Origin of the sequence: Aeromonas sp. EERV15 (assembly GCF_900079845.1) — a bacterium.
Taxonomy (GTDB): domain Bacteria; phylum Pseudomonadota; class Gammaproteobacteria; order Enterobacterales; family Aeromonadaceae; genus Aeromonas; species Aeromonas sobria.
In genome coordinates this window covers 36,156-56,670 of sequence record NZ_FKKY02000019.1, presented here as the reverse complement: position 1 = coordinate 56,670, position 20,515 = coordinate 36,156, and the positions used below count along the sequence as shown (strand labels likewise).

The following is a 20,515-nucleotide window of genomic DNA, read 5'->3' as shown; positions in this document are numbered from 1 at the left end:
TGTGCAGCTCATCCAGTGCAGGCCAACCATCACGGCAAGATCAGCAATGAATCAACTAATCAGCTATATCAGGGCCATTCATCGACAGGCGAGCCCCGTCACCCTCACCCACCAAGAGAGTGAACACTATAGCGAGCATGATGAGAACGGCACTGTGATCCGGCACCAGATAACGACCAGCTGGTTTGCCAATGGGGTCGTCATCCGCCAGCAAACCGAGCAGGACGAAGCGCCATCGCAACAGCTTTGCGCCGAGTGCTGGATCAGCTATCGGGTCATCGCCAGCCCTATCCCCATCACTCCAGCCAGCAAGCTGTTTCACAACCACTGCCAGGAGCGATTCTGGTTGAAGGTACAGGGCATCACGCCGCAAGGGTGATTGGTGCGCCCATGAACAGGACGCGGCAGGGAGAAATGCAAAGAGGCTCCGAAGAGCCTCTTTTTGTATCCGTATCTGAACCCGACTCAGCCCAGCAGCATATAGAGCTGGTGAGCGGCCACCCCGGCAATCAAGCCGCCGATGGTGTGGGCGACGATGGCGCGGGAGGTGAGGTGGCGATAGCCGAGGGCATCCAGCATGGCGGTGTGGGTGCTCAGGAAGCCGCTCCAGCACATCCCCATGGCGGTAAACACCGCGACCTCGTTACCGGTGATCCACCCTTTGGCGATAAAGGGGGGCACCAGCGACATGGCGGCACCGACCGCGCCGAGCGAGGTAGCAGGGAAGGCGACCAGCTCCGGCTGCTTGAAACCGAACAGCAGGTCAAACAGCCAGCTCACCTTGGCGGCCAGCACCGGCAGCAGGGCAACCCCCTGAAATGCTTCGCCGGTATACCCCTTGTCGCCCGGGCCGAAGGTCAGCAGCATCACGAAGGTACTGATGATCAGCACCCCGGGGATCACCGCCATCCCCAGCTCCACGCCGGATTTGCCGCCATCGAGCAGGGAGTTGAGGATCCGCAGCCAGCCGGGAGCGGCCTCTTTGGTCACTCCCACCTTGGGGCCGTTGCCCGCAGGCTGGTCATCGATCAGCTCTTCACCCACCAGCGGGCGGATCATCCGCTGCATCAGTCGGGTAGAGACTACCGAGCCCACCAGAGCGCCCAGCAGGCCGATCAGCGCCGCGCTGGCGGTGGATTCACCGCTCGGCAACTGCAGGGTGGCCATAAAGGTCACCACGATCAGCCCCATGCCAAAGGCGGTGCCGAAGTTGGTGAGCGACACCAGCTGCCAAGGGGTGAAGCCTTTGCGAAAGCGGCTGTCCTTGGCGAGGCTGATCACCGCCGGGTTGTCGGAGAAGAAGGTCATCAGGGCAGCCAGCGCGGTGCGACCTGGCAGGCGAAACACCGGCTTCATCAGCGGGGCCAGCAGCACCTCCAGCAGGCGGATCACCCCGAACTCGCTGAGCAGCTGGCTCAGGGCACCGGAGAGCACCGTGATCCCCATGATAAAGAGCACGGTATTGAGCAGCAGCTGGTGGGCGGTATTGAACAGGGTGTTGACCATGGCCGAGAGGCCCATCTGGCTGCCGAGGTAACCGAACAGGCTGCCGAGAATAAGCAGCACCAGCACGGGCTCCAGCCAGTCCCGAATGGCGGCAAGTCGCCCCTTTGACTCTATAACTACATGATTTTCCATATCTATCCTGCGGTTCATCTGTGCGTGTGTGGTTGTTTTTATGGTTATAAACGGGCTTGGCCCAATAAAAAAAAGCCCTTGTCTTGCGACAAGGGCTTTTTAAATGGCTCCTCCTACTGGACTTGAACCAGTGACATACGGATTAACAGTCCGCCGTTCTACCGACTGAACTAAGGAGGAATTGTACTTGGTGCCCAGAGACGGAATCGAACCGCCGACACGGGGATTTTCAATCCCCTGCTCTACCGACTGAGCTATCTGGGCAAATCTATAAATGGTGCCGGCTACCGGAATCGAACTGGTGACCTACTGATTACAAGTCAGTTGCTCTGCCTACTGAGCTAAGCCGGCACACTTTAAACTATTGTGCATGAACAAATTTTTATTTCATGGCACCAAATCTTGGTGCCCAGAGACGGAATCGAACCGCCGACACGGGGATTTTCAATCCCCTGCTCTACCGACTGAGCTATCTGGGCGTGGGCGCTATTAAACGGATTTTAAGGCTGATGGTCAACGGGAAATTTCACTTTTTGTTTCGTTCGTCTTTTTTTTGCGCAACATCGCTCATTTTTGCCACTTCCTCGGCGCAGTTGCCGGATTTTCGCCCCCATAGCCGGGGTTCCTCCCCCTTTAGCAGGCGGGAGATGTTCTCGTGATGGCGGATCAGAATGAGGCAAGAGAGCAAAGAGACCGGCAGGGTGTACTCAGGTTTGAGCAGGTAGGTAAATAGAGGAGTCAGCAGCACGGTAATGATCGAGGCCAGCGAGGAGTAGCCGCTGACCAGCAGCACCAGCAGCCAGGTGCCGATAACGGCGCCTCCCATGGTAAAGCCGAGCGGCATCATGGTACCCAGTGCCGTGGCCACCCCCTTGCCGCCGCGAAAGTGAAAGAAGAGGGGATACATATGACCAAGGCAGGCGGCGACCCCGATAAAGCCGAGGTAGACGGGTTTGATTTGCAGATACCAGGCGAGATAGACGGGGGCCGTGCCCTTAAGCACATCGAGCAGCAGCACTACCAGCGCAGCAACTCGACCGCCGAGGCGCAGCACATTGGTTGCCCCCGGATTGTGGGAGCCATGATCCCGCGGGTCGGGCAGACCGCTACAACGGGAGACCAGCACAGCACTGGATAGTGAACCACCCAGGTAGGCCAGAATAATCATCAAAATCGTCAGGGCCGTCATCTTGGTCGTTTTTACCACGATATGAATGGGGTATGATGCCGCCACACACGCTGGCATGGGTCCTTGCCCAACCTGAGCGCGCCGGCAAGCCTGTTGCCCGGCCAGCATCCCTGCGCTGTTATCACAGCCCATCAAGAGTAAAGAAGAAGTACAGTCATGGACAAGGTGTTTATTCGCGGACTCGAGGTTTTGACCACTATCGGTGTATATGAGTGGGAGAAGGGCATTCGCCAGAAGCTTCGCTTTGACCTCGAGATGGGGTTCGACAACCGCCCCGCAGCAGCAACTGACGATATCAAGCTGGCATTGGATTATGCCGACCTCTCCAACAAAATCTGCGCCCATGTCACCGGCAAGGTGGTCGAACTGGTCGAGACCATGGCCGAACAGGTCGCCATGCTGGTGCTGGATGACGAGCGGGTGCAGTGGGTCAAGGTGACCCTGACCAAACCGGGCGCCGTGCCCAATGCCGCCGGGGTCGGCGTCGAAATCCTGCGCCATCGCACGCCGGCCGCGAGCAGCAACTGATGACCACCATCTATATCAGCCTGGGTTCCAACATCGAGCGAGATCGCCATATCCGCGCCGGGCTCGATGCCCTGCACGCCGAATTTGGCGAGCTGCGGGTCTCTCGGGTATTCGAAAGCGAGGCGGTCGGCTTCAACGGCCGCCCCTTCTACAACCTGGTAGCGGCTGCCGAGACCGACCTGCCGCTGGCCACCGTCTGCCAGCGACTGCGGGCCATGGAGTTCGCCCACGGCCGCGAGCCGGATGCCAAGAAGTTCGCCCCGCGTACCCTGGATCTCGATCTGCTGCTCTATGGCGAGCTGGTCTGCGACACCCCGCTGGTGCTACCGCGCGGTGAAGTACTCACCAACGCCTTCGTGCTGTGGCCGCTGGCCGAGCTGGCCCCCGATCTGCGCCACCCCATCGATGGCCGCACCATCGGCGAGCTGTGGCAGGCTTATGACAAAACCTCCCAGCAGTTGTGCCCCATTCCCTTTCATTGGGAAGCGTGTGAATTGCAGCATCACTGATCGACAAGGGCGCCTCACGGCGCCCTTGTCGTTTATAGCGAAATAAGAGGGCCCGGCCCTGCGAGGCTGGCAGGGTAGCGCCCACTACAGGAGAACCCCATGCCACTCGATACCATTCACCATTTCAACTGCCAGCTGCTGGCCGAACTGCCCCACCAGCGCTATGAGCACGAGCCGATCCTCGACTACGCCACCGACGAACGGGTCAAGGTCCGCCTCGGCTGGCAGGCGGAGTTCAGCAAGACCCTGTTTCTCAAGTTCAAGGATGGCCGCTTCGCCCTGCTGCTGACCCACAGGAACGGGCGACTCGACAACAAGGCGGTCAAGGCTGCGCTCGGCGCCAAGCCCTCCATCTGCACCGCCGAGGAGATGCAGACGGCGATCGGCTGTCTGCCGGGGGCGGTCTGTCCCTTTCTGCCCCGCGCCGATATTCCGCTACTGGTGGATCCTCAACTGCTCAGCCACGCCGCCTTCACCTGGACCCCGGGCCACCCGGAGCAGACCTTTCTGCTGGCGACCGAGCATCTGGCGGAAGTGCTGGCGCAGCTCCCCTGCGAAGTCAGCTATCTGCCCGCGCCGACGGCATAGCCCCATCGCGCGCCAGCTGGGCAAAGATCAGCGCCGCCAGCATGGAGAGCAGCCCGACACAGAGGTAGGTAAGGTGGAACCCGGCCAGCCATTGACCGTTGGCAGCTGACGATCCCGCCGAGAAGAGCCCGAGCAGGCTGGCGGCAATCGCCACCCCCAAACTCATGGAGAGCTGCATCACCACCGAGAGCAGACCGTTGCCGCTGCTGGCCAGGGTCGGGCTGAGATCTTGTAGCGTGAGAGTGTTCATGGCGGAGAACTGCAGCGAGTTGATGGCGCCGAAGATCGCCAGCCAGCCCAGCAAGACCCCATAAGGGAGCTGGTTGTCGATAAAGTAGAAACTGGCGATCATCGCCCCCAGCAGCAGGGTGTTGCCGATCAGAATGCGGCGATAACCCACCTTGGGGATAAGCTTGTTCACCAGCGTCTTGGTCAGCATGGCGCCAATCACTGTGGGGATCATGGTCATCCCCGCCTTACTCGGTGAAAAGCCGAGCCCCAGTTGCAAGAAGAGCGGCGTGAGAAATGGCATGGAACCGCTGCCGAGGCGGGCAAACAGGTTGCCCCAGATGCCGATGGCGAAGCTGGATGTTTTGAACAGCTTCAAGCTAAAGAGCGGCTGCTCCGCATTGGCTGCATAGAGCCAGTAACTCGCCATCGCCGCCAGCCCGAAGATCAGCGCAAACAGCGCCCAACCGGTAGCGATGCTGTGCTCCCCCAGCCCTTGCAAACCGACCGACACCAGCACCATACCGACGCTGAACATCACGAACCCTTGCCAGTCGAACCGGGCAGTCTGCTGCCGCAGCTCCGGCATAAAGTGCCAGCTGGCGATAAAGCCGAGCAGCCCCACCGGCAGGTTGATGAGAAACACCCAATGCCAGCTCGCCACTTCCACCAGCCAGCCACCGAGCGCCGGCCCCATCAGCGGGCCGAGCAGCCCCGGGATGGTGACAAACGACATCACCCGCAACAGCTCGTGCTTGTCATAGACCCGCAGCACCGCCAACCGCCCCACCGGCATCAGCAGAGCGCCGCCAATCCCCTGCAACACACGGGCCGCCACCAACATGGGAAGGGAGTTGGAGGCGGCGCAGGCGATTGATCCCAGGGTAAAGAGCGAGATGGCGGCCAGATAGATGCGGCGGGTACCGAACCTGTCCGCCAGCCAGCCGGAGGCCGGGATCAGCAGCGCCACCGTCAGCATGTAGGCGATGATCACCGACTGCATCTGCAGCGGGCTCTCCCCCAACGTCTCGGCCATGCTGGGCAGGGCGGTGTTGAGAATGGTGCCATCCAGCGCCTGCATAAAGAAACCGACCGCTGCCAGCAGGGGCAGCCACTTGCGCTGGGCGGGAGTCACCCTCTGTGAATGTTCTGACATAACCGCCCCCTCCTCTCTCGCATCGCTTGCATAAAAAGAGACCCGCACTCGTTGGGTTACAACGGGGCGGGTCACGTTGGCCTGTCAGGCGTCCGGTTGGCCGAGCATGGCTTTGAGCCGCTCTTCCAGGGTGGGCTCGGGGGCCTTGAGGGTCGCCATAAAGAGTCGCTCTATTCCCGCCTTGTCCTGACTTTTCACGATAAACACCAGCCGGGACTGAGCCTTGCCCTCCGGCCAATCCCCCAATGCCTGCAACGGATAGAGCTGACCGTGGACGCCGTGGATCACCACCGGCTGGCTCTCCCCTTCCAGCTGCAAGATCCCCTTGAGGCGCAGCAGGGCATCGCCATATTGGGCCTGCACCGCATCGATGGCAGCCAGCAGGCGAGAGGGCTTGAGCGGCTCGCCGATGCGCAGGGAGAAGCTTTCGATATTGTTGTGAGCAAAAGCGCTGCCATGCTCGAAATGGGTCGGCGCCGCCGTGCCCACCTTGGCGGCGAACGGCTGCATCTTCGGCTGCATCGGTGAAGCCAATCCCTGCTTGGGGGATTCGGTGCGCAGCCAGGCCAGCAGCTGGCGCACATCGCGCCCCGCTGCTTCGTTGTAGGCGCCCAGCTTCTCCAGCACCTTGGGCGACAGCTCGCCATTGGTCACCTGCTGGATGGGGGCCGCAGGATTGAGAGCCGCCAGTTGGGCTTCGACCCGTGCCAGTTGCTCGCCGTCCACCAGATCCCCCTTGCTCACCACCAGCAGATCCGCCAGCGCCACCTGTTTCACCGCCTCATACTGGACCGCCAACTGCTGCTCGATATGACCGGCATCCACCACTGTGACGGTGCCGTCGAAGCGGTAACGCTGGGCGATAAAGCCCTCTTCGCGCAGGGTAAAGAGCACGGGGGCCGGGTCGGCCAGACCGGTGGTCTCGATAATCAGCCGCTTGAACGGTTTGATCTTGCGCTGGATGGCCTTCATAAACAGCCCCTGCAGCGCCTCCACCAGAGAGCCCTGCACCGAGCAGCAGATGCAGCCCGAATCGAGCAGCATCACCTGCTCGTCCACCTGCTGCACCAGATGGTGATCCAGCCCCACCGAGCCGAACTCGTTGATCAGCACGGCGCACTCGCCGAGCTCGGGCTGCTTGACCCAGTGGTTGAGCAAGGTGGTCTTGCCGCTGCCGAGAAAGCCGGTCAGCAGGGTCACGGGGATCCGGGTGTCTTGCATATCGGTCATATCGATGATTCCCCTCGGTTCGGCAGGGTGATGAGTACGCGGGTATCTTGCATATCGGTCATGTCAGATCCTTACCGGTTGGCAAACAGGTCGCTGAGCCAGCGGTTTTCGAAGCGGCCATGGGGATCGAGCTCGGCTTTCAACGCCACAAAGTCGTTCCAGCGCGGCAGCAGGGCCGGGAAGTCGTAGAGATCCATCGCCAGATGCTTGCCGAAATGGGGGATGCCACCGAGCGGCACCAGCAGTTGCTGCAGCTCGCGCATCTGCTCCATGGAGCCGTTGACGAAGGTACCGTCCGCCGCCAGATAGACCAGGAAACCAACCCAGCAGACCGGCTGGCCATGGGCGGCGCTGAGCCAAGCCTCGGAAGGACCGGTGCAGCGCAGGATAAAGGGATAGTGCAGCACGCCCGGGTTGGCCTGCTGCCACGCTTGCAGAGTCTCCAGCGCCTCGTTCATGCGATGAAGCGGTACCGCCACCTCGCAGTTGATCTGGGGTGCAGGGATCCCCTTGCAGAGGATCTGGTAGACGTTGCCCACCAGATCGGAGGCATCCTTGAAGCGGCGCACCGTCTCGAAGTGCTCCCCCGCCAGCGCCTCATCTTTGGTGTCTTTCGCCATCTTCTGCAAGGTGGCATCAATGGTGGCATTCATGCGGGCGTCGATATCGCCCTCCAGCAGCAGCGGCTCGCTGCCACCGGCCCGGTAACGGGCCACCTCCTCATCGGAGGCGGGATCCACCAGCCAGATGTGGCTCTCGCCAGTCCAGGCAAACCACCAGCTCTTCACAAAGCCGTGCTCGCGGTTGAGCCGCTCGTTGTGTTCCAGCAGGAAGGGGTAGTCGGTGGTGAACTTGGTGCAGCGCATGATGCGATTCGGTACGGTACGCAGGGTGACGTCGAGCAGGATGCCGAGCATCCCCATCCCCATCACGAAGGCGCCGAAGCGCGGGTCAGTGCGATCGACACGGATAATCTCGCCACTGGCCAGCATCACAGTCATGGCCTCCACCGCATCGCAGAGGGCTGACTGGTGCAGCCCCTGACCATGGGTGCCGGTGCTGAGCGCGCCGCCCAGGGTCTGGATGCCGATAACGCCGGGGGATGCAGGCAGCATCCGCTCCATGGCAATCAGCTCGGCATAGACGATGTCGAGCGGCGTCCCCGCCTGATAGGTCACGGTATCGGCGGTTTTCGCCAACTGACCGCGCAGGTGGTGCAAGTCCACCAGCAGCGCCTGACTGCCCTCGGCATAGACGCTGTGAATGGGTTCGAAAGAGAGGCCGGAGCCGATAAGACGCAACTTGCGCTCGGGGTGTTCCCGCAGCAGCGCTTGCAGCTCATCGCGGGTTGTCGGGCGCCATACCTGATCCAGCGCCCCGAGGGGATTGGTTCTCGACCAGTTGAACAGCACCTCCCGATTACCGATCGCCTTGATGCTGTGAAATGCCTGGAACTGAACCGTCATACCGCGCCTCATCTTTTACTGACGTCAAAATGAGCGCCGATTCTACCGAAAAGCGAGCCACAAGGCATGGAAAACAAGCCCCTGCACTCGAGGAGGGATAGGGAGAGAGCACTCCCCTACCCTTCCTGGCGGGAGCTTTGCCGCCCATCTGTCACCGATAGATCAGGTCGCGTTCGAGATGCTCCGCACCCCATCTGGCTGCCGGGTCTGTGCCTCTTCCGGCAGCAGCTCCTCGCAGAACTGGCGCAGCGGCATGGGACGGGCGAACAGGTAGCCCTGCAGATAGTCGACCCCCTTGGCCCTGAGATAATCAGCCTGACGCTCGGTCTCCACCCCTTCCGCCACCAACGCCAGACCGAGCCGGGTCGCCAGATCGATCACGTTGTCCACGATATGTTCCGAGAGGGACTCGGTGCCGATGCGGGCGATAAAGGACTGGTCGATCTTGAGGTAGTCCACATGAAACTGCTGCAGGTAAGCCAGGCTGGAGTGGCCGGTACCAAAGTCGTCGATGGCGAGTTTGACTCCCATCTCATCCAGCTGACGGAACAGGGAGAGGGTCTGGGGATCCGACATCAACAGCTCCCGCTCGGTCAGCTCCAGCACCAGTACCACCTTGCCGGGGACGAAGTGGCCGAGGAAGGCGCGACACTCGGCCAGCAGGGCAAAGTCGTGGCAATGGGCGGCGCTGATGTTGAAGCTGAGATGAAAACCGTCGGGCAGTTGCTCCTGTACCCGGCTTAACTGACTCGCCACTCGTTGTATGATCTGGTTGGTCATGGGAACGATCAGCCCCGACTCTTCCGCTTGCGGGATAAAGAGATCGGGGCGGATCATTCCCTCGGTCGCATGTTGCCAGCGCATCAGAACCTCTGCCCCTGTCATACGGCCGCCATTACTGGCGACCAGCGGTTGCAGATAGGGCACAAACTCCCTGGCCCGCAGGGCTCGGCGCAGCTCGTCACTTGGTGAGCCGGGGCGCCCCAGAATCCACCACACAGCCCAAGACAACAAGAAAGAAGACACCCCCAGCCACAACAGCGCCATACGCCGTGCCTCCCACACCGACTGCCAGTAACGCGGCAGGGAGTAACCGGCATGAATGGTGAAGGGATAGTGCGATGAGCTTAACGCCAAGCCGGTGCTGCGGTGCAGTTTGGGCGGGTCACTCAGATAGCGGCCCGACTCATCAAGGCGGGCCGACCCTACCTGCAAAAACAGCTCGCTGGATTGGCCACTCAGGGAGAGCATAAAACTGAGCTGGGAGCTGTCGATGGCACTCAAGGCCGCATCCCTGCCCTGCTCGGTGCGCACCACCAGCAGCGGATGATTCTGCCGCACCCGATTGCCACTCATCAGCAGCAGCTTGCGACCGGTGTAGATGGAGCCGTCGTCAGCATCATTGGCCTCACCAAACAGCGAGGTGCAGTTGATGATGCCATCGCGAACCAGATTAACCGAACGCAAGAAGGGCTCGAGCGCAACCTTGGTACGCAGAACCAACTTATTCTCGGCACAAGGAGCATTGACCAGCGGCAATACCTCCCGATTGGCCTGCTCCGCATGATCCAGCATGGCCTCCAGCAGAGCTCTGGCCTTGTGGGCCGACGCGCTGGAGTCAGCTTTCAAATCCTGTACATAATTGCTGTTGATGATCCAGCTCCCCGCCAACAGTGGCAGGGCAAACACCAGCAAGGTGGCACCGAAACGTAACCGGGTTTGGGAGAGATCTAGCCTGAACAGAAACATAAAGAACCACGCCGCAATTCGTCAGGCCTGCCCAAAGCAAGCACCCAGTGAACAGATATCCACTTTCCCTCGATAACGATGCCCCATCATTACCGCTCATAACCTAACAAAATAACGCAAAGTGTTTATAAAACGAACCACCAAACAGGTGATTGACCTTCTCGAGCAGGAACCTGTAAGTCCCTCTCAAGAAAGACGACAAATAACACACAAATAAATAATGCCGCGTAAATACGCGGCATTATTGACTTCTTATCGCGTAAATAGCGCAAGAACTCCGTTAAACAGCTTGCTGCAGGATCACCGCATCGGCCTTCTTGGTGTAGGAGGCGATCTCGTTGAAGTTGAGGTAGCGGTAAGTATCTGCCGCTGTGGCATCTAGGGTCTTGGCGTACTGCAGGTACTCTGCCACGGTCGGGATCTTGCCGAGGATAGCGGCAACTGCTGCCAGCTCCGCAGAGGCCAGGTAGACGTTGGCACCTTTACCCAGACGGTTCGGGAAGTTACGAGTGGAAGTGGAAACCACTGTGGCCCCTTCCGCTACTCGTGCCTGGTTGCCCATGCACAGGGAGCAGCCCGGGATCTCGATGCGGGCTCCGACGCGGCCAAAGATGCCGTAGTAGCCCTCTTCGGTCAGCTGATCCTTGTCCATCTTGGTGGGCGGCGCTATCCACATGCGGGTCGGCAGTTCGCCCTGATACTTCTCAAGCAATTTACCCGCTGCGCGGAAGTGGCCGATGTTGGTCATACAGGAACCGAGGAATACCTCGTCGATCTTGTCGCCAGCAACACTACTGAGCAGACGGGCATCGTCCGGATCGTTCGGCGCGCAGAGGATTGGCTCCTTGATGGTGGCCAGATCGATCTCGATAATCTCGGCGTACTCGGCATCCTTGTCCGCTTCCATCAGCACAGGGTTGGCCAGCCACTCTTCCATCCCCTTGATGCGGCGGGTAATGGTGCGCACGTCGCCGTAGCCTTCGGAGAGCATCCATTTCAGCATCACTATGTTGGACTTCAGGTACTCGATGATCGGTGCCTGATCCAGCTTGATGGTGCAACCGGCGGCAGAGCGCTCGGCGCTGGCATCGGCCAGCTCGAATGCCTGCTCTACCTTGAGAGTCGGCAGACCTTCGATTTCGAGGATGCGGCCGGAGAAGATATTCTTCTTGCCCGCTTTCTCGACGGTCAGCAGCCCTTTCTGGATGGCGGCGTAGGGGATGGCATGAACCAGATCACGCAGGGTTATACCCGGTTGCAGCTGGCCCTTGAAGCGCACCAGTACGGACTCCGGCATGTCCAGCGGCATCACGCCGGTGGCTGCAGCGAAAGCCACCAGACCGGAGCCCGCAGGGAAGGAGATGCCGATGGGGAAACGGGTGTGGGAGTCACCACCAGTACCCACGGTATCCGGCAGCAGCATGCGGTTCAGCCAGGAGTGAATGACGCCGTCACCCGGACGCAAGCTCACACCGCCACGGTTCATGATGAAATCCGGCAGGGTGTGATGAGTCTGCACGTCAATGGGCTTGGGATAGGCCGCGGTGTGGCAGAAGGACTGCATGGTCAGGTCGGCGGAGAAGCCGAGACAAGCCAGATCTTTCAGCTCGTCGCGGGTCATCGGGCCCGTGGTGTCCTGGGAGCCGACCGTGGTCATCTTGGGCTCGCAGTAGGTGCCGGGGCGAATGCCCTGCACGCCACACGCCTTGCCCACCATCTTCTGGGCCAGGGTGAAGCCTTTGCCGGTATCGGCCACCGGCTGCGGGCGACGGAATACGGTGGAAAATGGCAGACCCATGGCTTCGCGAGCCTTGTCGGTCAGACCACGACCGATGATCAGCGGGATACGGCCACCAGCGCGCACTTCGTCGATCAGCACCTCGGTTTTCAGTTCAAACTGCGCCAGCACCTGCTCGGTGCCATGTTTGCAGATCTTGCCGGCAAAGGGGTAGATGTCGATCACATCGCCCATTTCCAGCTTGGAGACGTCCACTTCGATGGGCAGGGCGCCGGCATCTTCCATGGTGTTGAAGAAGATCGGGGCAATCTTGCCACCCAGACAGACACCGCCAGCGCGCTTGTTCGGCACGAACGGAATGTCGTCGCCCATAAACCAGAGCACCGAGTTAGTGGCGGATTTACGGGAAGAACCGGTACCGACTACGTCACCCACATAGGCCAACGGGAAACCCTTCTCTTTCAGGGCATCGATGGTCTTGATGGGGCCAACGGCACCATCTTTGTCGGGGGTGATGCCGGGACGGGCGTTTTTCAGCATCGCCAGGGCGTGCAGCGGAATGTCCGGGCGGGACCAGGCGTCCGGTGCCGGAGAGAGGTCGTCAGTGTTGGTTTCGCCAGTTACCTTGAACACGGTGACGGTGATCTTCTCGGCCAACTCGGGGCGGGAGAGGAACCACTGCGCATCAGCCCAGGATTGCATCACCTGCTTGGCGTGGGCATTGCCCGCCTTGGCCTTCTCTTCCACGTCGTGGAAGGAGTCGAACATCAGCAGAGTGTGGGAGAGCCCCTTGGCGGCCAGCGGCGCCAGCGTGGCATGATCCAGCAGATCGATCAGCGGTTGAATGTTGTAGCCACCCTGCATGGTACCCAACAGCGCAACGGCTTCTGCCGCGGTCAGGATCGGAGAGTGGGCTTCGCTCTTGGCGACGGCGGTGAGAAAACCGGCTTTAACATAGGCAGCTTCATCAACTCCGGGGGGAATGCGGGAGGACAACAGCTCTTTGAGAAAGTCTTGTTCGCCAGCGGGCGGGTTCTTGAGAAGCGTTACCAGGGCGGCGACTTGCTCTGCATCCAGAGGCTTGGCGACCACGCCCTCGGCAGCACGTTCTGCGACGTGTTTACGGTATGTTTCAAGCACGACTAATTCCTCTTTGGTCTTTTTTTGGGGTTCGCCCACGCTCGCGGCGATCGTCCTTGCAGGACACCCCGTAGGGTGCTCCCCACTATATAAGTTTTAACGACTAATTAAAATCCAAACCCTGTTTACTTATTCATCACAAAAACGTAACCAACTAACCAGCCTGATATTTTTTGAAAAATTACTGCCCACCACCAACCAGAGTTAACAAATTGGCAGCAATTTGGCATTATTCGAACGTACTGCCCAATTGCAGATAGAAGACATCATTGCCCCCCTCCGCCATGCCGTAGCCAAGGAAAATGGGGCCAAGGAAGCTCTCGACTCCCACATAGACAGAGCCAGCCGTAAACGAGCTCTCCAGGCTGATATCATCGCCTTTGTTCCAGACCCCCCCCTGCTCCAGAGATCCACCCAGATAGAGCGGCACCTTGAGCGCGCCGAAGTCGTTGTCTGCCACCCGATAGATGTAACGCAAGCCGCCAAACAGGCTGTAGCGGCCACTCAGTTGGTAGCGCTGGAAACCGGAGAGGCGGAACAGCCCCCCCAGATCCTGAATGTGCAGCGGCACCACCTCTTCACTGCCTGAGCCGCCCCCTTCGAGGATAAGGTTGAGACTATGGCGGTCCCAGGACCAGGGTTTGATCATCGACAAGTGATAGTTCCACCCCTCACTGCGGGAGCTCTCGGAGGGCTCCCCAGCCAGATCGACGTGGGAATACCCCAGCTTCATATCCCACTTAACCCCTTGGTAAGGGAAGTAGAGACTATCGAGGGTATCGTGCTCGAAACGGGCATAAGGCCCCCATGCATTGGCATCCACCTCCAGGTCATTGATATTTTTTACATCGATTTTGCCAGTCTGCCCCTCCAGCCCCATCGACAAGCGGCTCCATGGCTGGCGATTCCAGCCAACAGCGACATTAGTGCTGAAGAAAGAGTATTCAGAGTCGAGATAACTGAGCTGCACTGACGAGGGGTCAGGGTCGGGGAAGAACAGCCGGCGCTGGGTCTGGTCATAGGCCAGACTTGCCTCACCATAGAAGGTCTGGGAAGGCTCAAGCGGGGTATAGAAGTTGGTCTTTAGGTGCTTGGCGGTGCCCAGCGATGCCTCGGTCAGCCACTCGGCCCCCAAATCGTTGACGTTGGTGAGGGTGTAGGACATGCCAACGTTGTAGTTGGAGGTGTTCTCGAAGTCATCGGTGAAGCCAAACTGAAAGTTGAGGTAACCCGGCCCCCAGTTCTTCTCGCTGGCATCCACCACCAGCACATTCTCCCCATCGCGCTCTTCCACCTCATAGGTGATGCGATCAAACGACTCCAATGCATAGAGGCGACGAATACCTGCTTCCAGACTCTCGTTGGTCTGCACCTTGTCCGGCCGCACTTTGAGCATGGCGCGCACTGTCTCATCAGAGAGGCGCGACTTGTTGATGATCTCCACCTTGTCGATAAAGTAGGCGGGCTGACCACTGCGCTCGGCACGACGGCTCAATTTCTGGTTGCGATAGGCGGCGTACTGCTCCTTGCTGAGGGACAGCGAGTCAAGCTGCAGCGCTGCCTTTTCGGCGACCGCCTCCCCCATCTTGATCCCCTCCGGCATGCGGGCGAAATCGGCGATCCCCATGCCACCAAACTCGGGGACTAGCAGAATATCCTTGGGCCCCAGCAGCGCCTTCTGTTTTTCAGTGCCCACCTGGGTCATGTAGGTGGTGAGCTGATCGATCATCGCCAGACCAGACTTGAGGGACTCCCGGGTGCGTAGCTTGGCGCTGATATCCACCGCGATCACCACATCGGCCCCCATCGCCTTGGCCACATCCACCGGCATGTTGTTGACACTGCCCCCGTCCGCCAGAATATGCCCGTCCCAATCGACGGGCTTGAGTGCCCCCGGGATGGACATGGAGGCCTGCATCGCCTTGGCGAGGCTGCCGCTCCCCAGCACAAAGGGGGTGACCGTCTCCATGTCGGTCGCTACCGCCCGATAGGGGATCGGCAGGTCATCAAAACTGTGCTGCACCGGCAGATTGGAGGTCGCCCCCCGCAGCAGACTGGCCATGGATTGGCCCTGGAAGAAGCCATCCGCTAACTGCACTGCATCGCCATTGACCCCGATATCGGTACGCAGCTGATACTGTTCGTTTTGCTGCTTCTTGCGCAAAGAGAGCTCATCGCGGCCCACTTTGTCCTGATAGCCCTTGTTCCAGTCAATGGCCAGGGTAGCGCGCTCCACCTCTTCGGCGCTGAGCCCCATGGCGTACATGCCCGCCACGTAGGAGCCCATACTGGTACCCACTATGATGTCGACCGGGATACGTTTTTGCTCCAGCACCTTGAGGATGCCGATATGGGCGGATCCCTTGGCGCCGCCGCCGCTGAGCACCAGAGCAATCTTGGGACGCCCACCATCAGCGGCGTGAACCAGCAGAGGGCTGAGCGCCACCAACACCAAAAGCAGACGGGTCCATCCCGCACCAAAGCTGCGCATCATATTTTCCATATTATTCAGGGGGTCAGTCACCAAAGATGGCTTCTACTATAAGGAGCGTGGCGGTTAGCGCAACCGCCAATCCGCATCCCGCGCAGCCAGCATGCCGGAGGGGCGAGCCGCCGCCCCTGTGAGCGCAAACGTAATCCGCAAATAAAGGGCTGCCTACCTCATGGACGGTGCAGCGCTGCCGCTAATATGAGGGTCGTCAACCCTCCACCTTTTGAGCACGTTTATGCTGGCAACCCTCACTCTTAAACAGAAAATACTGGCTACGGTCACCCTGGCCGTGGTCGTCTCCTGCCTGCTGGTAGGCTACTTCAGTCAACGCTCGGCCCAGCAACTGATCGAAAACCGGATGTTCGAGCAGGAGCTGCCCAACCTGACCCAGCGGATCAGCAAGGAGATTGAACAGGATCTCCACGGCATCGCCCAGGCTGCCCGCCAACTGGCCACCGACCGCTTCATCCTCGACTGGGTGGATCGGGGCATGCCCAAAGAGCAGGAGCCTATTCTCATCAACCAGCTCAAGGATGTGGCCAACCAGTATGGTCTGGTGACCGCCTCTTTCGCCGATCGCCAGAGTGCCGCCTACTACAACCAGGATGGCTTCCTGCGCAACCTGACCCCAACGCAGGATGGCTGGTTCTATGACTACACCAAGAGCCAGAAGGAGATGACCCTCAGCATCTTTCGCGAGAGCAACGGCGAGGTGAAGCTGTTCGTCAACTTCCAGCAGCTCAACGGTCGTGGACTGGCCGGCTTTGCCAAATCCCTCGACAGCATGGTGACCATGGTCGCCAACTTCCGGCTGGAAGAGAGCGGCATCGTCTTTATGGTCGATGGCAGCGGCAAGGTGAAGCTGCACCCCGAGGCTAACCGCATCGAACGCGATACCCTTGGCAGCATTGCCAGCGGTGATACCGGCAGCCTGCTGGCCAAACAACCTTTTGCCGTCATCAACGCCGAGGTGAACGGCGAGCCCATGGTACTGGCCAGCAGCTATATCCCGCTGCTCGACTGGTATCTGGTGGCCCAGGTGCCACAAGCCGAGATCTATGCCGAGCTGGATCAGACCCGCAACGAGATCCTGATGATCTCGCTGGTGATTGCGCTGGTCATGGGGCTGATGGGGATGCTGCTGGCAGGCTCGGTCAGTCGTCCGCTCAACGAGCTGGCCCGCCTGTTCAAGGAGCTGGGCAGCGGCGATGGGGATCTCACACAGCGCCTCAAGGTGGAAGGTCGTGACGAGCTGAGTCAGGTCGCCACCGGCTTCAACAACTTCGTCGCCAAGATCCACGCCTCCATCGAGCAGGTGGCAGAGAACTCCCGCCAGCTCGCCGACACCGCCAACGAGGTGGCCAACAAGGCGCAGCTGACCCAGCACAACTGTACCGCCCAGCGCGACCGCACCGTGCAGGTGGCAACCGCCATCCACGAGATGGGGGCCACGGTGAGCGAGATCGCCGGTAACGCCTCGCTGGCAGCGGACGTTGCCAAACAGGCCAACGATCAGGCCGATGCGGGGGCGGTAGTGGTGGCGCAGGCGCGCCACGGCATCGTCGGGCTCTCTGGCGATATTGAGCAGGTGGCAGGGGTTATCGAGTCGCTGGCAAGCCAGACCGACTCCATCGGCAGCATCCTCGAAACCATCCGCAGCATCTCGGAGCAGACCAACCTGCTGGCACTGAACGCCGCCATCGAGGCTGCTCGCGCCGGTGAACAGGGTCGCGGTTTTGCCGTGGTGGCGGATGAGGTGCGCAATCTGGCCAACCGCTCCGCCGCCTCGACCGCCGAGATCCAGGGGATGATCAACCGCTTGCAGGAGCAGAGTGCCCGCGCCGTCAGTGCCATGGCACAAGGGCGTAACCAGAGTCTGGAAGTGGTGAGTCAGGCCGATGCAGCCAACGCTGCCCTCGGCCAGATCACCGCCCACATCACCCAGATCAACGACATGAATATCCAGGTCGCCACCGCCACCGAGGAACAGTCCAGCGTGGTGGGCGAGATCAACCGCAATGTGGAGGATATCAACCAGCTCACCATGGAGACCGCCGATATCGCCCACCAGCTGACCGAGTCCAGCCGCAGCCTGCAGCAGCTCTCCGGCCAGCTGGACAAACTGGTTGGCAACTTCCGGCTCTGACCCACACCCTGACCTGAACCATCAACAACAGAGAGCGCCGCGGCGCTCTCTGTTGTTTCTCGTGGTTGCTCCTTCGGTATAACCGTCAGCGCTTGCTATCCCGCTTGCGCTGATACATCAGCTCATCGGCGCGGGTAAGCAGCTCGGCCAGAGATACACAACTGCGCCCGTCATAGCTGACGATCCCGGTACTGCAGGCCAGTGCATAACCACAACCACTGTGCCGATTGTGCTCGGCCAAGATAGTGTTGAAACGCTCATAAGCCAGTTGCGCCTGCGCCTCCACCACATTGGGTAGCAGGACGGCAAACTCATCGCCCCCCATGCGGGCAAACACATCGGCGCCCCGAAAAGCCTGTTTGAGCAGAGTGGCAAAGACGATCAGGGCCCGATCCCCTTCCGCATGGCCCCAGCGATCATTGATCCCCTTGAAACCATTGAGATCCAGATAGAGCAACGCCAGTGGCATCTGCAAGCGACTGGCCAGCGAGAGACTCTTCTCTGCCAACATCACGAACCCGCGCCGATTGGAGATCCGGGTCAGCTCATCAATGGTGGCCAGTTGTACCGCTTCGAGCTCCCGCACCACCATCGCCGCCAGATCCTTGAGCAGACCCACATCTTCGTCACTCAAGACCCGTGGCACAGTGTCTATGATGCAGAGGGTCCCCAGCTTGCAACCATTGGCGATCTGCAGTGGCTGTCCGGCATAGAAGCGGATGCAAGGCCCGCCCACTACCAGCGGATTGTCGGCAAAACGGGGATCCAGCGAGGCATCGGGTACGATGAAGGTCTCATTACCCATGATGGCGTGGCCGCAGAATGAAATATCCCGCGCGGTCTCGCTGACCTCCAGCCCGATACAGGATTTAAACCACTGGCGATCTTCATCCACCAGACTCACCAGCGCGATCGGGACATCAAACACCCGTCGGGCCATGCGGGTCAGCCGGTCAAACCGCTCCTCTGCTTCGGTATCAAGCAAAGAGAGCCGCCGCAGGGTGTCCAGTCGCAATGCCTCATCGGGTGGAATAGGTGCCTCTAGCATTGGGTATCTCTCGTCCGTGATAAAACCTATCTTTAGCATATTTGGCTTTAGAAAAGTCGGCGCGCTACGGAGAAAACAAAAAGCCGCTCGATTGAGCGGCTTTTTCAGGCAAGCGGGGGAAGAAAATTACTTTTTCTTCTTGGCTTTGGCGTTCGGCAGGTCGGTGATGGAGCCTTCGAACACTTCGGCAGCCAGACCCACTGACTCGTGCAGAGTCGGGTGAGCGTGGATGGTCAGCGCGATATCTTCGGCGTCAGCACCCATCTCGATGGCCAGACCGATTTCGCCCAGCAGTTCACCGCCGTTGGTACCGACGATGGCACCACCGATGACGCGGCCGCTCTCCTTGTCGAAGATCAGCTTGGTCATACCGTCGGAGCAATCAGACGCAATGGCGCGACCAGACGCGGCCCACGGGAAGGTGGCGACTTCGAAGTTCAGCCCTTGTTGCTTGGCTTCCTTCTCGGTCACACCAACCCACGCCATCTCTGGCTCGGTATAGGCGATGGACGGGATCACTTTCGGGTCGAAGTAGTGCTTCTTGCCGGCGATAACTTCGGCGGCAACGTGGCCTTCGTGCACACCCTTGTGGGCCAGCATCGGCTGACCAACGATGTCACCGATGGCGTGGATGTGCGCCACGTTGGTACGCAGCTGCTTGTCCACCTCGATGAAACCGCGCTCGGTCACGGTCACACCGGCCTTCTCGGCATCCATCAGCTTGCCGTTCGGTACACGACCGACGGCAACCAGCACGTTGTCGTAACGTACCGGCTCGGCAGGGGCGTGCTTGCCTTCGTAAGAGACGTACAGGCCATCTTCACGGGCTTCAACTGCGGTGACCTTGGTCTCCAGCATGATGTTGAATTTCTTGGCCACGCGCTTGGTGTAGATCTTGACGATGTCTTTGTCGGCAGCCGGTACCAGCTGGTCGGCAAATTCCACTACGTCGATCTCGGAACCCAGCGAGGAGTAAACGGTACCCATCTCCAGACCTATGATGCCACCACCGATAACCAGCAGTTTGCCGGGTACGGTTGTCAGCTCCAGCGCATCGGTAGAATCCCATACGCGGGGGTCATCATGGGGGATGAACGGCAGCTTCACCGGACGGGAACCGGCGGCGATGATGGCGTTGTCGAAGGTGACTGTGGTCTTGCCATCTTCCCCGGTGACTTCAAGGGTGTTCGGGCCGGTAAATTTACCAAAGCCGTTAACAACCTGAACTTTACGCATCTTGGCCATGCCAGCCAGACCGCCGGTCAGCTGGTTGATGACTTTTTCTTTCCACAGACGGACTTTGTCGATGTCGGTTTGCGGGGCACCGAAGATGATGCCGTGTTCGGCCAGCGCCTTGGCCTCTTCAATCACTTTGGCAACGTGCAACAGCGCCTTGGAGGGAATACAACCCACGTTCAGGCAGACGCCACCCAGGGTGGAGTAACGCTCGACGATAACAGTATCCAGACCCAGGTCAGCCGCACGGAAAGCAGCGGAATAACCGGCAGGGCCAGCACCCAGTACTACGACCTGAGTTTTGATTTCTTTACTCATCATGACCTCTTTGTCGTTCTTATATCCCCGGACGGCGCAGTCTCAAGCCTACTTTTTACTTAAACAAGAGGGCGGCTGCGGCCGTGAAAAAACGGGGCAAGTTTACAATCCTGTTAA

General features: G+C 59.9%; 15 protein-coding genes and 4 tRNA genes. 5 read left to right on the top strand and 14 right to left on the bottom strand.

The annotated features are described in order from the left end of the window. Positions 1–46 precede the first annotated feature (46 nt). Positions 47–379: a hypothetical protein gene (locus BN4575_RS16190; protein ID WP_068978963.1), complete on the top strand. Its 333-nt coding sequence runs from the start codon at positions 47–49 to the stop codon at positions 377–379. An 86-nt stretch (positions 380–465) separates the two neighbouring features. On the opposite strand, the gene BN4575_RS16185 is transcribed toward BN4575_RS16190, so the two are convergent. The 6 genes from BN4575_RS16185 to plsY all read right to left on the bottom strand — a co-directional run bounded on the left by BN4575_RS16185 (position 466) and on the right by plsY (position 2,827). Further along, a complete protein-coding gene (locus BN4575_RS16185; protein ID WP_068978962.1) occupies positions 466–1,638 on the bottom strand; it encodes a CD0519/CD1768 family membrane protein in 1,173 nt (390 codons plus the stop codon). A gap of 104 nt (positions 1,639–1,742) precedes the next feature. Then, positions 1,743–1,818 (bottom strand) — tRNA-Asn (locus BN4575_RS16180). Positions 1,819–1,826: 8 nt separating this feature from the next. After that, positions 1,827–1,902: transfer RNA gene (locus tag BN4575_RS16175), tRNA-Phe, on the bottom strand. Positions 1,903–1,913: 11 nt separating this feature from the next. Continuing rightward, positions 1,914–1,989 (bottom strand) — tRNA-Thr (locus BN4575_RS16170). 52 nt (positions 1,990–2,041) lie between these two features. Then, positions 2,042–2,117: transfer RNA gene (locus tag BN4575_RS16165), tRNA-Phe, on the bottom strand. Between the two features lie 47 nt (positions 2,118–2,164). Further along, positions 2,165–2,827, bottom strand: a complete 663-nt coding sequence (plsY, locus tag BN4575_RS16160; protein WP_068978961.1) for a glycerol-3-phosphate 1-O-acyltransferase PlsY — start codon at positions 2,825–2,827, stop codon at positions 2,165–2,167. 156 nt (positions 2,828–2,983) lie between these two features. Here plsY and folB point away from each other — a divergent pair, with 156 nt between their 5' ends. The 3 genes from folB to BN4575_RS16145 all read left to right on the top strand — a co-directional run bounded on the left by folB (position 2,984) and on the right by BN4575_RS16145 (position 4,452). Beyond that, on the top strand, positions 2,984–3,355 hold the full coding sequence (gene folB / locus BN4575_RS16155; RefSeq protein WP_068978960.1) for a dihydroneopterin aldolase: 372 nt from the start codon (positions 2,984–2,986) through the stop codon (positions 3,353–3,355). Next, a complete protein-coding gene (gene folK / locus BN4575_RS16150; protein ID WP_068978959.1) occupies positions 3,355–3,864 on the top strand; it encodes a 2-amino-4-hydroxy-6-hydroxymethyldihydropteridine diphosphokinase in 510 nt (169 codons plus the stop codon). The genes folB and folK overlap by 1 nt, the downstream gene beginning before the upstream one ends. A gap of 99 nt (positions 3,865–3,963) precedes the next feature. Next, the gene (locus tag BN4575_RS16145; protein ID WP_068978958.1) at positions 3,964–4,452 is read left to right on the top strand and encodes a YbaK/EbsC family protein; all 489 of its coding nucleotides are present in this window, start codon (positions 3,964–3,966) and stop codon (positions 4,450–4,452) included. Here BN4575_RS16145 and mdtD read toward each other — a convergent pair. The 6 genes from mdtD to BN4575_RS16115 form a co-directional block, all read right to left on the bottom strand. Continuing rightward, a complete protein-coding gene (mdtD, locus tag BN4575_RS16140; RefSeq protein ID WP_068978957.1) occupies positions 4,424–5,836 on the bottom strand; it encodes a multidrug transporter subunit MdtD in 1,413 nt (470 codons plus the stop codon). The genes BN4575_RS16145 and mdtD overlap by 29 nt on opposite strands. An 84-nt stretch (positions 5,837–5,920) precedes the next feature. After that, positions 5,921–7,066: a CobW family GTP-binding protein gene (locus tag BN4575_RS16135; RefSeq protein WP_068978956.1), complete on the bottom strand. Its 1,146-nt coding sequence runs from the start codon at positions 7,064–7,066 to the stop codon at positions 5,921–5,923. Positions 7,067–7,137: 71 nt separating this feature from the next. Continuing rightward, positions 7,138–8,532: a D-arabinono-1,4-lactone oxidase gene (locus BN4575_RS16130; RefSeq protein ID WP_068978955.1), complete on the bottom strand. Its 1,395-nt coding sequence runs from the start codon at positions 8,530–8,532 to the stop codon at positions 7,138–7,140. A 162-nt stretch (positions 8,533–8,694) separates the two neighbouring features. Then, positions 8,695–10,281 carry an EAL domain-containing protein gene (locus BN4575_RS16125; protein ID WP_068978954.1) on the bottom strand — a complete coding sequence of 529 codons (1,587 nt, stop codon included), beginning with the start codon at positions 10,279–10,281 and terminating at the stop codon, positions 8,695–8,697. A gap of 280 nt (positions 10,282–10,561) precedes the next feature. Continuing rightward, entirely contained in the window at positions 10,562–13,159 is a 2,598-nt protein-coding gene (acnB, locus tag BN4575_RS16120) for a bifunctional aconitate hydratase 2/2-methylisocitrate dehydratase (protein ID WP_068978999.1), read from the bottom strand. 229 nt (positions 13,160–13,388) lie between these two features. After that, entirely contained in the window at positions 13,389–15,650 is a 2,262-nt protein-coding gene (locus BN4575_RS16115) for a patatin-like phospholipase family protein (protein WP_068978953.1), read from the bottom strand. A 235-nt stretch (positions 15,651–15,885) separates the two neighbouring features. On the opposite strand from BN4575_RS16115, the gene BN4575_RS16110 reads away from it, so the two are divergent. Beyond that, positions 15,886–17,796, top strand: coding sequence for a methyl-accepting chemotaxis protein (locus BN4575_RS16110; protein WP_068978952.1), 1,911 nt, complete (start codon positions 15,886–15,888; stop codon positions 17,794–17,796). An 85-nt stretch (positions 17,797–17,881) separates the two neighbouring features. Here the strand turns inward: BN4575_RS16110 and BN4575_RS16105 are convergent, their stop codons facing one another. Both BN4575_RS16105 and lpdA read right to left on the bottom strand, forming a co-directional pair. Further along, positions 17,882–18,844 carry a GGDEF domain-containing protein gene (locus BN4575_RS16105; RefSeq protein ID WP_068978951.1) on the bottom strand — a complete coding sequence of 321 codons (963 nt, stop codon included), beginning with the start codon at positions 18,842–18,844 and terminating at the stop codon, positions 17,882–17,884. Between the two features lie 126 nt (positions 18,845–18,970). Next, on the bottom strand, positions 18,971–20,398 hold the full coding sequence (gene lpdA, locus BN4575_RS16100) for a dihydrolipoyl dehydrogenase (RefSeq protein ID WP_042019549.1): 1,428 nt from the start codon (positions 20,396–20,398) through the stop codon (positions 18,971–18,973). Positions 20,399–20,515: the final 117 nt, after the last annotated feature.

Bases quoted from the DNA above. Each gene is read 5' to 3' on its own strand.
- BN4575_RS16190 (WP_068978963.1), top strand. From the start codon at position 47: ATGAATCAACTAATCAGCTATATCAGGGCCATTCATCGACAGGCGAGC.
- BN4575_RS16185 (WP_068978962.1), bottom strand. From the start codon at position 1,638: ATGGAAAATCATGTAGTTATAGAGTCAAAGGGGCGACTTGCCGCCATT.
- plsY (WP_068978961.1), bottom strand. From the start codon at position 2,827: ATGACGGCCCTGACGATTTTGATGATTATTCTGGCCTACCTGGGTGGT.
- folB (WP_068978960.1), top strand. From the start codon at position 2,984: ATGGACAAGGTGTTTATTCGCGGACTCGAGGTTTTGACCACTATCGGT.
- folK (WP_068978959.1), top strand. From the start codon at position 3,355: ATGACCACCATCTATATCAGCCTGGGTTCCAACATCGAGCGAGATCGC.
- BN4575_RS16145 (WP_068978958.1), top strand. From the start codon at position 3,964: ATGCCACTCGATACCATTCACCATTTCAACTGCCAGCTGCTGGCCGAA.
- mdtD (WP_068978957.1), bottom strand. From the start codon at position 5,836: ATGTCAGAACATTCACAGAGGGTGACTCCCGCCCAGCGCAAGTGGCTG.
- BN4575_RS16135 (WP_068978956.1), bottom strand. From the start codon at position 7,066: ATGACCGATATGCAAGACACCCGGATCCCCGTGACCCTGCTGACCGGC.
- BN4575_RS16130 (WP_068978955.1), bottom strand. From the start codon at position 8,532: ATGACGGTTCAGTTCCAGGCATTTCACAGCATCAAGGCGATCGGTAAT.
- BN4575_RS16125 (WP_068978954.1), bottom strand. From the start codon at position 10,281: ATGTTTCTGTTCAGGCTAGATCTCTCCCAAACCCGGTTACGTTTCGGT.
- BN4575_RS16115 (WP_068978953.1), bottom strand. From the start codon at position 15,650: ATGCGCAGCTTTGGTGCGGGATGGACCCGTCTGCTTTTGGTGTTGGTG.
- BN4575_RS16110 (WP_068978952.1), top strand. From the start codon at position 15,886: ATGCTGGCAACCCTCACTCTTAAACAGAAAATACTGGCTACGGTCACC.
- BN4575_RS16105 (WP_068978951.1), bottom strand. From the start codon at position 18,844: ATGCTAGAGGCACCTATTCCACCCGATGAGGCATTGCGACTGGACACC.
- lpdA (WP_042019549.1), bottom strand. From the start codon at position 20,398: ATGAGTAAAGAAATCAAAACTCAGGTCGTAGTACTGGGTGCTGGCCCT.